This is a genomic window from Arthrobacter sp. 2MCAF15 (assembly GCF_052115605.1).
Taxonomy (GTDB): Bacteria; Actinomycetota; Actinomycetes; order Actinomycetales; family Micrococcaceae; genus Arthrobacter.
In genome coordinates this window covers 201,837-214,636 of record NZ_JBFRGZ010000001.1, presented here as the reverse complement: position 1 = coordinate 214,636, position 12,800 = coordinate 201,837, and the positions used below count along the sequence as shown (strand labels likewise).

Annotated in this window: 14 protein-coding genes and 1 riboswitch; of the genes, 12 read left to right on the top strand and 2 right to left on the bottom strand. The window is 68.1% G+C overall.

Annotated elements, in window-relative coordinates:
- Positions 1-109 precede the first annotated feature (109 nt).
- Together rsrA and AB4089_RS00940 are read right to left on the bottom strand one after the other, a co-directional pair.
- Positions 110-370: a mycothiol system anti-sigma-R factor gene (gene rsrA, locus AB4089_RS00945; protein ID WP_390203920.1), complete on the bottom strand. Its 261-nt coding sequence runs from the start codon at positions 368-370 to the stop codon at positions 110-112.
- Positions 367-1,104, bottom strand: coding sequence for a sigma-70 family RNA polymerase sigma factor (locus tag AB4089_RS00940; RefSeq protein WP_441407467.1), 738 nt, complete (start codon positions 1,102-1,104; stop codon positions 367-369). The genes rsrA and AB4089_RS00940 overlap by 4 nt, the downstream gene beginning before the upstream one ends.
- Positions 1,105-1,352: 248 nt before the next feature.
- On the opposite strand from AB4089_RS00940, the gene AB4089_RS00935 reads away from it, so the two are divergent.
- The 12 genes from AB4089_RS00935 (at position 1,353) to AB4089_RS00880 (ending at position 12,780) form a co-directional block, all read left to right on the top strand.
- Positions 1,353-1,868, top strand: coding sequence for a DoxX family protein (locus AB4089_RS00935; protein WP_441407466.1), 516 nt, complete (start codon positions 1,353-1,355; stop codon positions 1,866-1,868).
- A gap of 7 nt (positions 1,869-1,875) precedes the next feature.
- Complete coding sequence (gene aroA / locus AB4089_RS00930; RefSeq protein ID WP_441407465.1) at positions 1,876-3,279, top strand: 3-phosphoshikimate 1-carboxyvinyltransferase; 1,404 nt, start codon at positions 1,876-1,878, stop codon at positions 3,277-3,279.
- The gene (gene rsgA, locus AB4089_RS00925) at positions 3,263-4,378 is read left to right on the top strand and encodes a ribosome small subunit-dependent GTPase A (protein WP_441407464.1); all 1,116 of its coding nucleotides are present in this window, start codon (positions 3,263-3,265) and stop codon (positions 4,376-4,378) included. Before aroA ends, rsgA begins: the two co-directional genes overlap by 17 nt.
- 76 nt (positions 4,379-4,454) lie before the next feature.
- Positions 4,455-5,267: a histidinol-phosphatase gene (gene hisN, locus AB4089_RS00920; protein WP_441407463.1), complete on the top strand. Its 813-nt coding sequence runs from the start codon at positions 4,455-4,457 to the stop codon at positions 5,265-5,267.
- 116 nt (positions 5,268-5,383) lie between these two features.
- Positions 5,384-6,751, top strand: coding sequence for a glutamyl-tRNA reductase (locus AB4089_RS00915; protein WP_441407462.1), 1,368 nt, complete (start codon positions 5,384-5,386; stop codon positions 6,749-6,751).
- 76 nt (positions 6,752-6,827) lie between these two features.
- A riboswitch (SAM riboswitch) is annotated at positions 6,828-6,941 on the top strand.
- A gap of 34 nt (positions 6,942-6,975) precedes the next feature.
- Complete coding sequence (locus tag AB4089_RS00910) at positions 6,976-8,409, top strand: aminotransferase class V-fold PLP-dependent enzyme (protein ID WP_441407461.1); 1,434 nt, start codon at positions 6,976-6,978, stop codon at positions 8,407-8,409.
- Positions 8,410-8,583: 174 nt separating this feature from the next.
- Entirely contained in the window at positions 8,584-9,357 is a 774-nt protein-coding gene (locus AB4089_RS00905) for a class I SAM-dependent methyltransferase (RefSeq protein ID WP_441407670.1), read from the top strand.
- A gap of 143 nt (positions 9,358-9,500) precedes the next feature.
- Positions 9,501-10,787, top strand: coding sequence for an Nramp family divalent metal transporter (locus AB4089_RS00900; RefSeq protein WP_441407460.1), 1,287 nt, complete (start codon positions 9,501-9,503; stop codon positions 10,785-10,787).
- A gap of 16 nt (positions 10,788-10,803) precedes the next feature.
- Positions 10,804-11,520, top strand: coding sequence for a metal-dependent transcriptional regulator (locus AB4089_RS00895; RefSeq protein ID WP_441407459.1), 717 nt, complete (start codon positions 10,804-10,806; stop codon positions 11,518-11,520).
- Between the two features lie 12 nt (positions 11,521-11,532).
- On the top strand, positions 11,533-11,982 hold the full coding sequence (locus AB4089_RS00890; protein ID WP_441407458.1) for a fluoride efflux transporter FluC: 450 nt from the start codon (positions 11,533-11,535) through the stop codon (positions 11,980-11,982).
- The gene (crcB, locus tag AB4089_RS00885) at positions 11,982-12,350 is read left to right on the top strand and encodes a fluoride efflux transporter CrcB (RefSeq protein ID WP_441407669.1); all 369 of its coding nucleotides are present in this window, start codon (positions 11,982-11,984) and stop codon (positions 12,348-12,350) included. Before AB4089_RS00890 ends, crcB begins: the two co-directional genes overlap by 1 nt.
- 58 nt (positions 12,351-12,408) lie before the next feature.
- Positions 12,409-12,780 carry a hypothetical protein gene (locus AB4089_RS00880; RefSeq protein WP_223979876.1) on the top strand — a complete coding sequence of 124 codons (372 nt, stop codon included), beginning with the start codon at positions 12,409-12,411 and terminating at the stop codon, positions 12,778-12,780.
- Positions 12,781-12,800 lie beyond the last annotated feature (20 nt).

Below are 12,800 nucleotides of genomic sequence, written 5' to 3'. Positions count from 1 at the left end.
TGCTTTGAGCGAAAGACCCCGGAACCTCACGGTTCCGGGGTCTTTCGCTTATGCAGTGAGGAGAGCCTTAGGCCGTGCCGCCAGCCTCAGGCAGTGAGCGGTGCAGGGCTCAGGCTTCCACAGTCCGGATCGAGTGGATCCGGTCCAGGATGGAGTTCTTGAGGTTTTCCGGAGCCGCTTCGGTGCACGAACGCTTGACCATCACGCGGATGACGCATTCGAGGTCGTACTGCTCCAGGCACTCCGGGCAACTGTCCAGATGGTTCTTGATCTCTGCGATGTCCTCATGTGTGAGTGCGCCATCCAGATATTCATAGATACGTTGCATCCGGGCGTCGTCGCAATCGCCCAGTCCCTGGCAGTCGCTCATTTCCTGTTCTCCTGTTTCTTGCTGTCGGCCGCGTCGTTTGACTCGGTGGCGGCCCTGAATCCTCGTTCGGCGGCATAGTCCGCAAGCATGTCCCGCAGCATCTTCCGGCCTCGGTGCAGCCGGGACATGACGGTCCCGATGGGGGTGTTCATGATCTCTGAAATTTCCTTGTACGCGAATCCCTCGACGTCCGCGAAGTACACGGCTAGCCGGAACTCCTCAGGAATCGATTGCAGGGCGCGCTTCACATCGGAATCGGGCAGGTGGTCCAGGGCCTCGGCCTCCGCCGACCGCAGTCCGGACGAGGTATGCGACTCGGCGCGGGCAAGCTGCCAGTCCTCGATGGTGTCCGAATTCGACTGCAGCGGCTCGCGCTGGCGCTTCCGGTACAGGTTGATGTAGGTGTTGGTGAGGATGCGGTACAGCCAGGCCTTCAGATTGGTTCCGGGCTTGTACTGGTGGAACGCGGAAAACGCCTTCGTGTACGCCTCCTGGACCAGGTCCTCGGCGTCGGAGGGATTCCGCGCCATCCTCATGGCCGCCGAATACAACTGGTCGACATATTGCATGGCGTCACGCTCAAAGCGCACACGGCGCTCTTCCGCGGACTCGGTGGAGACGTCCAGGGGCTTTCCGTCCACCTCGGTTTCCAAGGCGGCAGAACTTTTCGTGGGCGTGGCGTCGTTTCCGGCAACCTCGTGCATGGCCGCAACGGCCGGGTCCATGGTGCTCATTGCGTTCAAGTCTACTGTTACCTTCTGCCGGGCACCTGGAACAGCCGGAAGCGCGAGGCCCCACGTTTGTCCCGAACCGGTTTCCAGTTCCGCCCTGTCCAACACCCGCGTCAAATGTCCGCCTTCCTGAGCCTGCTGGGATCTGCCTTTCACAACCACGCGCTGCGGGCAAATATTCCGCAAAAGTGCAAGACTAGAACCGGTTCTCCCGCAGTGAAGCCGCGGTTCGTCCATCCAGGAGGAAATTCATGTCGTTTGTCCGCTTTCTCGCCCGGCCCATGCTCGCCTCCAGTTTCGTGCTCGCCGGCATGGACAAGCTCAAGAACGCGGACGACACCGCCACACAGTTGTCCCCTTTGGTGCGCCGCGCGGCCGACTCGCTGCCGTTCCAGCCCAACGAAAAAGTCCTGGCCCGGGTGATCGGCGGAACCCAGGTCGGCGCCGGCGTCTGCTTCGCTCTGGGCAAGTCCGCCCGGCTGGCAGCCACCGTGCTCGCCGTGATTTCGGTCCTTAACACCTACGTCGAATGGCGCAGCGCGGACATCACGTCCAAGGAGGCCCGCAACGCCCGCCGCAAGCAGCTCCTGAAAAACGTCTCCCTCACCGGCGGCGTCCTCCTCGCCGCGGTCGATACCGCCGGCAAGCCCAGCCTGGCCTGGCGGGCCGGACACCTGGCCGCGGACGCCCGGAAGACAACCAACAAACAGCTGAAAAAGGCCGACAAAGTCGTCCGCAAGGCCGTCGACCACACAGCCGGAGCCTAAGACGGTAATGACTGGCACCACCCCCTCCGCAGCGGCCCCTTCCCACTCTGCCGGCCTGGATACTCCCGACACCGGTCCACACTGGCCTGCGCCCTTCGCGGCACGGCCGGTCGATGCCACCGTCACCGTTCCGGGCTCCAAGTCCCTGACCAACCGGTACCTCGTGCTCGCGGCCCTCGCAGACGGGCCGTCCCGTCTCCGCGCTCCCCTGCACTCCCGGGATTCGGCCCTGATGATTGAGGCCCTGCGGCAGTTGGGAGCCACAGTCACCGAGGTTCCCGGCGATGGCGCCTTCGGCCCCGACCTGGAAATCAGTCCGATCAGCCTGGACTACGCGGCAATGGACTCCGCCATCGACTGCGGCCTGGCCGGCACCGTCATGCGCTTTGTGCCCCCGGTCGCGGCGCTGCGCCGTGGCGAATCCCGCTTCGACGGCGACCCGCACGCCCGCAAACGCCCGATGGGCACCATCATCGAGGCCCTGACCGGATTGGGTGTCGCGGTGAGCGCGCCCGACGGCGGAACGGCGTCGTCGCTGCCTTTCACCGTCCACGGCACGGGCGAAGTGCGCGGCGGACACCTCGTCATCGACGCCAGCGCGTCGTCCCAGTTCGTCTCGGCCCTGCTGCTGGCCGGTGCACGCTTCACCGAGGGACTCCACCTCGAACACGTCGGAAAGCCCGTGCCAAGCCTGGACCACATCAACATGACTGTGGCCGTGCTGCGCGGCGTGGGCGTGGCGGTCGATGACTCCGTGCCGAACCACTGGGTCGTCTCCCCGGGACCGATCCGCGCCTTCGACCAGCGGATCGAGCAGGACCTCTCCAACGCCGGACCGTTCCTGGCGGCGGCCCTCGCCACCCGCGGCACCGTGCGGATCCCGAACTGGCCCGCGGAAACCACCCAGGTGGGCGACCTCTGGCGCGGTATCCTGACCGCCATGGGCGCGGACGTGAGCGTGGAGCGCGGGACCCTGACCGTCACCGGCGGGCCGCAGATCAAGGGCGGCGCCTTCGACGAGACCAGCGAGCTCGCCCCGACAGTGGCGGCGCTCTGCGCCCTGGCCGCGGGTCCCTCGCGGCTGACCGGGATCGCCCACCTCCGGGGCCACGAAACGGACCGGCTCGCCGCCCTCGTCGCCGAAATCACCCGCCTCGGCGGCGACGCCGAAGAGACCGCCGACGGTCTCATCATCCGCCCGGCCACGCTGCACGGCGGAGTGGTGCACAGCTACGCGGATCACCGCATGGCCACCGCCGGCGCCATCCTTGGCCTTGCCGTGCCCGGCGTGGAGGTCGAGGACATCGCGACCACGGCCAAGACCATGCCCGATTTCCCGCAGCTCTGGGAAGCGATGCTGGCACAGGGACCCGCCGCAGATGAGGACACCGCCGGTGGCACGCAGCACTGATTCCTGGGACGAGTCCGACGTCCGGATCCGCCCGAACAAGAAGGGCACCCGGCCGCGCACGAAGGACCGGCCCGCCCACGACGACGCCGTCACCGGACGCATCATCACCGTTGACCGGGGCCGCTACACCGCCGTCGTCGATGAAGGGACCCCCGGCGAACGCAAGATCATCGCGGCGCGGGCCCGGGAACTGCGCCGCAATCCTGTGGTGGCCGGCGACTTCGTCTCCCTGGTGGGGGACGTCACCGGCGAGCCGGACACCCTCGCGCGGCTGGTCAAGATCCAGGACCGCAAGACGCTGCTGCGCCGCAGTGCCGATGACACCGATCCGATCGAACGCGCCGTCGTGGCCAACGCCGACCAGCTGGTGGTGGTGGTCGCCGCCGCCAACCCCGAGCCGCGGACCGGTTTCATCGACCGCGCGCTGGTGGCCGCGTACGACGCCGGCATTGAGCCGCTGCTGCTCGTCACCAAGGCAGACGTCAAGGACCCCGCAGAGCTGCTGTCCAATTACCAGCACCTCGACTTCCCCGTCATCATCTCCAAAACGGCGGACTCCGCCGCTTCCGGCATCGACGCCCGCTCCGACGACGGGCTCTCCGCCCGGCTCGACAAGGACGCGGTGTCCCAGCTGCGCGGCTATCTCGACGGCAAGGTCACCGTGATGCTGGGCCATTCCGGCGTCGGCAAGTCCACCATGGTCAACGCCCTGACCGGGGCCGAACGGGCCACCGGAGGCGTCAACGCGGTGACCGGCCGCGGCCGCCACACTTCCTCCTCGGCGCTGGCACTGAAGGTCAACGACGCCCCGGCCGGCAGCTGGATCATCGACACCCCCGGCATCCGGTCCTTCGGACYGGCCCACGTGGACCCGGACCGGATCCTGCGTTCCTTCCCGGACCTGGAACCGGGCACCGATGACTGCGAACGCGGCTGCAAACACGACGCCACCGCCGTGAACTGCGGCGTCGATAAGTGGGTTGCGGCCGGGCACGCGGGACCCTCCGGACCTGCCCGGCTCGCGTCCCTGCGCCGGCTGCTGGGCACGGACCCGCGGATGGAAGCGCAGGAAACCAAGGAACTGGGCACCGTGTCCTAGCCAGCCGGGTTCGCGGGCGGCGGCGCAGTGCCGCGGCCTCCCGGCGGCCGGGCCGCTTTGACGGTAGTTTGGAACCATGAGCCAATCCGCTTCAAGCTACAACGATGACCTGCGCCTTGCCCATGTACTGGCAGATTCCGTCGATTCCCAGACCATGAGCCGCTTCAAGGCGCTCGACCTTCGGATCGAGACGAAGCCGGACCTCACCCCTGTCACCGATGCCGACAAGTCGGCTGAAGAGGCCATCCGCGGCCAGCTCTCCCGCTCCCGTCCGCGCGATGCGGTCCTGGGCGAAGAATTCGGCAGCTCGGGCCATGGCTCCCGCCGCTGGATCATCGACCCGATCGACGGCACCAAGAACTTTGTCCGCGGCGTCCCGGTCTGGGCCACCCTGATCGCCCTCGTCGACGAGGGCGAGCCGGTGGTCGGCGTCGTCAGCGCGCCGGCACTGGGCAAGCGCTGGTGGGCTGCCAAGGGAGCAGGCGCCTACACGGGCCGCTCGCTCGCCGCCGCCACTCGGCTGAAGGTCTCCAACGTATCCAGGCTCGAGGACGCCTCGCTGTCCTACTCCAGCCTGGGCGGCTGGAAGCAGCGCGGGAACCTGGACGAGTTCATGGGCCTCACCGAAGAGGTCTGGCGGACCCGCGCCTACGGCGACTTCTGGTCGTACTGCCTCGTGGCCGAGGGTGCCGTGGACATCGCCTGCGAACCCGAACTGAACCTTTACGACATGGCCGCGCTGGTGCCGATCGTGACCGAGGCCGGCGGCCGCTTCACCTCGCTCGAGGGCGAGGACGGCCCCTTCGGCGGCAACGCCCTGGCCACCAACTCAATCCTCCACTCGGAAGTGCTCAAGCGGCTCAACCCCGGGCTCGACGACCTCCTCTAGGCTCCACCCTCAAGGATTCCCAAGGGCCCCTGTACGACTCTGTCCCCAGCTTCACTGTCAGTCATGGCACGGTCAGTCATGGCGCGGAGCGGGCATCGAGTGGCAGGAGGGCAGCCATGTCTGGATCGGTTCACCCCGCGGATCCTGAAACCCCCGACCCCGGCGTCGGTCCGGTCCTGCTGGTCCTCATTGCGAAGTACCGGGACCTGGACATAGAGTCCGCCGCCAGGCTCCACGCCGTCTCCCCGGAACTGGGCCAGCATCTGCTCGCCGGCAGTTCCGCCGTGTCCGGGGCCGTCGTCTTGTCCACCTGCAGCCGCTTCGAGATTTACTGCGAGGTGGCGTCCGGGGACCTTGTAGCTGCCGCCTGTTCCGAGGCCCTGGGTACGGTCCGCCTCTGCGCGAGCCTGCCCGCGGCGCGGCTTGCGTGCCTGTTCGAGCACTTCACCGGGGCGTCGGCGGCGGAACATCTCTTCGCCGTTGCAGCCGGCCTGGATTCCGTCGTGGTGGGCGAGCGCCAAGTCGCGGGCCAGGTCCGGCGCGCCCTGGCTGAAGCACAGGCTGCGGGTACTGCGGGCGGGCTTCTGGTCCGGCTTTTTCAGGAGGCGTCCCGCACCGGCAGGGCTGTGGGGGCCCGGGCCGCGCTCGGCAGCGCCAGCAGGTCCATAGCATCTGTGGCCCTTGATTTGGCCACCGCCGGAGGAGCACAGCCGTCCCTGGCAGATGCGTCCGTGGTCCTCTTTGGCACCGGCTCCTACGCCGCGTGCGTGGCGGAGATTCTCAGGAGCAAACGATGCCCCACCATTTCCGTCTTCTCCCAATCCGGCCGGGCGGAGGCGTTTGTGGCAAGCCGGGGTGGCACGCCGCTGACGGACCGGGAGCTGCCCGCCGCCGTTGCGCGGGCAGAAATCATCATCGGCTGCAGCGGCACGGAGAAGCGCATCCGGGCAGCCCAACTGGCGGATTGGCGGGATGGCACCGCCCATCCCCTCACCGTCATCGACCTCGCTCCCAGCCATGACTTCGACCCCGGCGTGGCGGATCTGCCGGGCGTTGAGCTGATCACCCTGGACTCTGTTGGATCCGCCGCTCCCCCGGCGGACGCCGAGGCGCTCCGCCTCGCCCGCGCCATGGTCCGGCAGGCGGCGCACCGCTTCGAAAAGCGAGAGGAACTGCGTGCAGCCGACGCCGCAATCGTGGCCCTGCGCCGGCACGTCCACCAGGTCCTCGAAGCTGAAATGGAGCGCGCCCTGCGGCAACACGGCAGCGCCGCCCAGGCTGAGGATGTGAACCTGGCGATGCGCCGAATGGTCCGCCGGCTGCTTCACCTTCCAACAGTCCGCGCGCGGGAACTGGCCGCGGACGGCCGGCAGCACGACTACGCGGCCGCACTGGAGGCCCTGTTCGGCCTAAGTGTCCAGCCCGCCGGCGCCCGCACCTTGCCTCCCCTGGCGCGTGTGGCGGCGGATCCGCGTGCTTCGTAGCCCTGGTCCGTAATAATCCGCTTCACAATCGCCGGCGCCTTTTCCCCGGCTGCACTGATGTCCTACGCTCGATGCAGGTCACGAGTGCCAGCGCTAAACCCCGGTTTGCTGGCCGGCAACCCTCCTTTCGCGGTGGGGTGCCCCGGGTGACGACCTGGCCGGTCCGGAACGGACCCGGCAAGCGCGGATTCCCACCATGTGGGGTCCTGGTCGAGTGAGGTCCCATGACAACTGCCATTTTCCCCGCAGCCCCCGAATTCCACGCCGGCTCAGACGCTGCGCGCCCTGACGGACGGCGTGCCGTCGCGGCCCGGCCGCTGGCCGCCGTCACCGGGGCCGAAATCCAGGCCCCGCTGATCACAGGCGGCTACGCCCGCTACGCCAACCTCGACTACGGCGCCTCCGCACCGGCCCTGTCCGTCGTCTCGGCCTACCTGAACGAAATCCTGCCGTACTACGCGAGTGTGCACCGCGGCGCCGGCTACGCATCGCAGATCAGCACCTCCGTCTACGAGAACGCCCGGGACATTGTGCGGGACTTCGTCGGCGGCCGTGCGGACGATTCCGTGATCTTCACGCGCAACACCACCGATTCACTGAACCTGCTGGCCGGCTGCCTGCCGCTGCGCGACGGCCGCCCCGCCGGCGAGGTCCTCTATCTCGACATCGAGCACCACGCCAACCTCCTGCCCTGGCAGAACGTCCCGCACCGCAGCGTCGTGGCCGCTCCCACCCTCGCAGCCACAGTGGACCGCCTCCGGGACGAACTCGCCCGTGGCGGCGTCAGCCTGCTCGCCGTCACCGGCGCCTCGAATGTCACCGGGGAGATCCTGCCAATCCGGACCCTCGCCGCACTGGCGCACGAGTACGGCGCCAGAATCGTCGTCGACGCCGCGCAGCTGGCCCCGCACCGGCGGATCGACATCGCAACGGACGACGTCGACTACCTCGCCTTCTCGGGGCACAAGCTGTACGCCCCGTTCGGCGCCGGCGTGCTGGTGGGACGGACGGACTGGCTCGACGCCGGCACCCCGCACCTGGCCGGCGGCGGCGCCGTCCGTGACGCCCGGCTCGACTCCGTCAGCTGGACCACCGGACCGGCCCGGCACGAGGGCGGCTCGCCGAACGTCCTGGGTGCCGCCGCCCTGGCCCGCGCCACCCAGGTCATCGCGGCACTGGACCCGGAGCAGTGGCAGGCCCACGAGGACGCCATCCGGTCCTTCCTGGTCGAGGGTCTCGAAGACATCGAAGGCGTGACCGTGCACCGGATCTTTGCCGATTCCGAAGCGGGCGATCAGACCGGCACCATCGGCGTCGTGAACTTCTCGGTCGAAGGCTACGACGCCGGGCTGGTGGCCGCCTACCTGTCGGCCGAACACGGCATTGGCCTGCGCGACGGCCGCTTCTGCGCCCACCCGCTGCTCAAGCGGCTCGGCCTGCCCGCCGGCTCCCTGCGCGCGAGCTTCGGCCTCGGCTCACGGCTGGAGGATGCCGAGCGCCTGCTGGCCGGCCTGCAGCAACTGCGGCAAACCGGACTCGGCTGGGACTACGTGGTGGATGCCGGCCGCTGGGTACCGGCCCACGACACCCGCACCTACCCGCACTGGGCGCCGAACACCCCCGGCACCGCCGGTGCCGCCCCCTGCAACCTGGACTAGCCGCGTCGAGCTGGGCGTGTGGACCAGCAGGACGGCGGAATCAGGGCCCGGCGCGGGTACGGTAAATTCGAAAGGTATCCGAATCAACAAGCAGGACCTTTCCGAAGGAGATCGCACGTGCCACGCGGCGAACCCAAGCTGCCCAGCGCATCGAAACTGCACAGCGGACCGAAACTGCACAGCGCATCAAAGCTGCACACCGGTCCCAAACTGCGCGGTGAACGGCGCCAGGAACTCGGCCAGAGCTTCCAGGACGGCGGGGAGCACTATGAGCGTGTCCGCCCCGGTTATCCGCAGGATTCGGCCAACTGGCTGATCCCGGCGGGAGCCAGGGACGCGGCAGACATTGGCGCCGGCACGGGCAAGTTCACCGCGCTGCTTGTCGCCCGGGGACTGCGCACGGTTGCCGTTGACCCCTCCGCCGACATGCTCGGGCAGCTGCGCCGGACCCTGCCGGCTGTCACCGCCGTCGAAGGCCGCGCCGAAGACACCGGACTTGAACCGGAGTCCTTCGACGTGGTCACGGTTGCCCAGGCGTGGCACTGGTGCGACCCCCGTCTGGCCAGTACCGAGATCGCCCGGATCCTGCGGCCGCACGGCGTCCTTGGCCTGGTCTGGAACCAGCTCGACACCGCCGTGCCGTGGGTGCACCGGCTCTCGCGCATCATGCATGCCGGGGACGTCCACAAACCGCACTTCCGGCCGCCCGTGGGCCCTGAGTTCACGGGCCTGGAGAGCCATCTGACCCGATGGGAGGATCCGGTCACCACGGAGGACATCCAGGAGCTGACCAAGTCCCGCAGCTACTACCTCGCGGCATCGGAGCCGACCCGGGCCAAAGTCATGGCCAACCTCGACTGGTACCTGCACCAGCACTTGGGCCACTCCCCCGGCGACGTCCTCAAACTCCCCTACCTGACCCAGACGTGGCGGGCGACGCGGACCTGACGCCCGGATTGCATGCAGGGCCTGCTGGGCCTATTGTTTCGGTATGCCTAATAATTACTTGTAGGCATCCGTAACTTTGATGCCGGCCCCAGCCGGTGCCGATCATCGCGTCAACGCCGACGCACCAACCACAGGAGCAGGCAGTGCTGGACGTCAAGGGACACGAACAACCGCCGCAGGACGCACGCACCTACAAACATCCGGGTGCCCGCAGGGCGCTGATCGGACTGTTGGGGCCGGCATTCGTGGCGTCTATCGCCTACGTGGACCCTGGCAACGTGGCCGCCAACCTGACCGCCGGCGCGCAGTACGGCTACCTGCTGGTGTGGGTCCTGGTGGCCGCCAACATCATGGCCGTACTGGTCCAGTACCAGTCCGCCAAGCTCGGTATCGTCACGGGCAAGAGCCTCCCGGAGATCCTGGGCGAGCGGCTCAAACCGCTCGCCCGCCGCGCCTTTTGGCTGCAGGCCGAAATCGTGGCAGCCGCCACCGACCTCGCCGAAGTGGTGGGCGGGGCAATCGCCCTGAACCTGCTTTTCGGGCTTCCCCTCCCGCTTGGCGCCGTGATTGTGGGCGCGGTGTCGATGCTCCTGCTCGCGGTGCAGGCCCGGGAAAAACAGCGGCCCTTCGAATTCATCATCATGTTCCTGCTCGGCATCATCACCATCGGCTTCCTGGCCGGTCTGTTCATCAGCCCGCCTGATCCGGGGGCAGCCCTGGCCGGCCTCGTGCCCGGCTTCCAGGGCCCGGACACCGTCCTGCTGGCCGCCAGCATGCTCGGCGCTACCGTGATGCCGCACGCCATCTACGTCCACTCGGCGCTGTCCCGCGACCGGCACCGGCCGGACCAACACCTGCATGTCCCCCCGTCGGCCATCGCCCGCCTGGTCCGGGCCACACGGCTCGACGTCGTGGCCGCGCTGGCCATCGCCGGAGTGGTCAACATCGGCATGCTGCTCCTTGCCGCCTCCACCCTCGGGGGCGAGGACGGCACGGACACGATCGAGGGCGCGCACGCCGCCATCACCGCCAATCTGGGCCCCATCGTCGGGGTGGTCTTCGCGGTCGGGCTCCTCGCGTCCGGCCTGGCATCCACCTCCGTGGGCTGCTACGCAGGCGGAACCATTATGCAGGGCCTGCTCAAGATCCGGATCCCCGTCATGGCCCGCCGCGTCGTGACCCTGATTCCGGCCGTTGTCCTGCTGGCCGTCGGCTTCGACCCCACGTGGGCGCTCGTCCTAAGCCAGGTGGTCCTCAGCTTCGGGATTCCCTTTGTCCTGGTCCCGCTCGTTGTATTGACCAGCAACAAGGCCCTGATGGGCCAGTTTGCCGACGGCATGGCCCTGCGAATCGCAGCCATCATCAGCGTCGTGCTCGTCGTGGCACTTAATCTGGTCCTGCTGTGGCTCACGTTCGCAGGGAAGAGCTGACGGTAGGCTTAGGTCTGTGAAGACCAGTACGCCCTCCTCCTCGATCGAGGACTACGTCAAGGTCATCTATTCCTTCACCGAGTGGCAGCGGAAGCCCATCACTTCCTCGCAATTGGCGCAGCGCCTTGGCGTCGCCAACTCCTCGGTCTCGGAAATGGTCCGCAAGCTCAAGGACCAAGGCCTCGTAGACCACAAGCCCTACAGCGCCGTCACTCTCACCAGCGACGGCGTCCGGCTCGCCCTGTCCATGGTCCGGCGGCACCGGCTGATCGAGACGTTCCTCGTCCGGGAGCTCGGGTACCGCTGGGACGAGGTCCATGACGAAGCCGAGCTCCTGGAGCATGCCGTCTCCGACACGTTCATTGAACGGATGGCGGCCAAGCTGGGGAACCCTACCCGGGACCCGCACGGCGATCCCATCCCGGCCGCTGACGGCTCCGTCCTGGTGCCGGCCGCCCACCGCCTGAGCGACCTCGATGACGGCCATACCGGCCGGATCACCCGGATCAGCGACGAAAACCCGGAGCTCCTGCGCTACCTCGCGGCCGAGGACATCGTCCTGGACGCCGAAGTGGAAGTGGTGGGCCGCCGGCCCTTCGGCGGCCCCATGGTGGTACGGATCGGTTCCGCCGCGGCACCGCGCGAATTCGATTTCGCCGAGGAAGTCGCCTCCGCACTCTGGGTCCACAGTGATGCCGCGCACTCGGGCTGCAGTGTCCCCGCCCTTGATTGAAATGTGCGCTGAGTGAAGAGTGCCCTGGACCCGCGCCACACCGTGCCGCGCCCCGGCGTTCCGGGCTGGAAGGCCTGGTCCGCCGTCGCCGTCGGCGGGCTGATCGGAACGGAACTGCGCTACGGGGCCGGCCTGGTCTTTCCTGAAAGCACCGGCGCGGTGCCCTGGACCACGCTGGCGATCAACGTGGCCGGGAGCTTCATCCTGGCCGCCCTGACCACCCTCTGGATCGCCCGGCCACAGACGGCCTTCTGGCTGCGTGCCGGCATCGGTCCGGGCATCCTGGGGTCCTTCACCACTTTTTCGGCGCTGGTGATGGCCATTGACCAGCAGATCATTGCCGGCTTCCACKCCACCTGGCTGGCCTACCTCGCGCTCTCGCTCGTCCTGGGCCTCGGGGCCGCCGCTGCCGGCTGGAAAACCGGTAAGGCAATTGCGGACCTTCGCGGAGGCGCCCGATGATGACGGCGATCCTGGTCGGTGTCTTCGGGGTGGCGGGAGCGCTCCTGCGGTTCGCCGTCGACTCCTGGTTCGCGCACCACCAAGGCTCCCGTCCGCACTGGCCGTGGGCCACGTTTGCGGTCAACGTCGTAGGCTCGTTCATCATCGGCTTGTCCGTGGGACTGACCGGCCACCTGGAGCTGGGAGCCGACTGGCACGCAGCCATCGCGACCGGACTCGCCGGCGGGCTGACAACCTTCAGCTCATGGAGCACCGCGACGGTTCGCCTGGTCAGCGAAACGCGTTACCGGGCGGCGGCGCTGAACATAGGCTCGAACCTCCTCGCGGGTCTCGCCGCCGCGGCGCTCGGCATCTACCTCGCCGGCTGAGGACCCTCTGCCGGCTCCCGGTGGCTACGGGCCGCCGTCGTTCCCGTAAAGTTGAAGGATGGTTACCCGACGTGAAGCAGCCCAGATCCTCGACATTCCGCTGGAAATGGCGCACCGTCACGGCATCCCTTCACGACTGTCCGAGGCCGAGCTCGGCGAGCTGCTGGACAATCCCCCGGCATGGCTGGTCCAGTCCAAGGCGAACCGGACCGGCAAGCGGCCCGTCTGGGTCCAGCTCACCTGCGCGGTCTGCGGGTTCTCCGAGGCTGCCCGGCCCAAGAAGTGGTGGCCGGACTTCACGTATGTCTGTTGCGCCCACCACGAAGCCCGAGACATCCCTGTCCTGGGGCCGGGGCTCGTGCGCAGTGTGTACGACGGCGTCGGCAGCCGCTTCGCCGGCATCGTGGACGCCGCCGTCCCCGAGGCGTAGCGTAAAAGGCGGGGCTACTC

Excerpts from the sequence above, each read along its gene's own strand:
- hisN (WP_441407463.1), top strand. The coding sequence starts at position 4,455 with ATGAGCCAATCCGCTTCAAGCTACAACGATGACCTGCGCCTTGCCCAT.
- AB4089_RS00910 (WP_441407461.1), top strand. The coding sequence starts at position 6,976 with ATGACAACTGCCATTTTCCCCGCAGCCCCCGAATTCCACGCCGGCTCA.
- aroA (WP_441407465.1), top strand. The coding sequence starts at position 1,876 with ATGACTGGCACCACCCCCTCCGCAGCGGCCCCTTCCCACTCTGCCGGC.
- AB4089_RS00880 (WP_223979876.1), top strand. The coding sequence starts at position 12,409 with ATGGTTACCCGACGTGAAGCAGCCCAGATCCTCGACATTCCGCTGGAA.
- AB4089_RS00940 (WP_441407467.1), bottom strand. The coding sequence starts at position 1,104 with ATGAGCACCATGGACCCGGCCGTTGCGGCCATGCACGAGGTTGCCGGA.
- AB4089_RS00915 (WP_441407462.1), top strand. The coding sequence starts at position 5,384 with ATGTCTGGATCGGTTCACCCCGCGGATCCTGAAACCCCCGACCCCGGC.
- rsrA (WP_390203920.1), bottom strand. The coding sequence starts at position 370 with ATGAGCGACTGCCAGGGACTGGGCGATTGCGACGACGCCCGGATGCAA.
- AB4089_RS00935 (WP_441407466.1), top strand. The coding sequence starts at position 1,353 with ATGTCGTTTGTCCGCTTTCTCGCCCGGCCCATGCTCGCCTCCAGTTTC.
- crcB (WP_441407669.1), top strand. The coding sequence starts at position 11,982 with ATGACGGCGATCCTGGTCGGTGTCTTCGGGGTGGCGGGAGCGCTCCTG.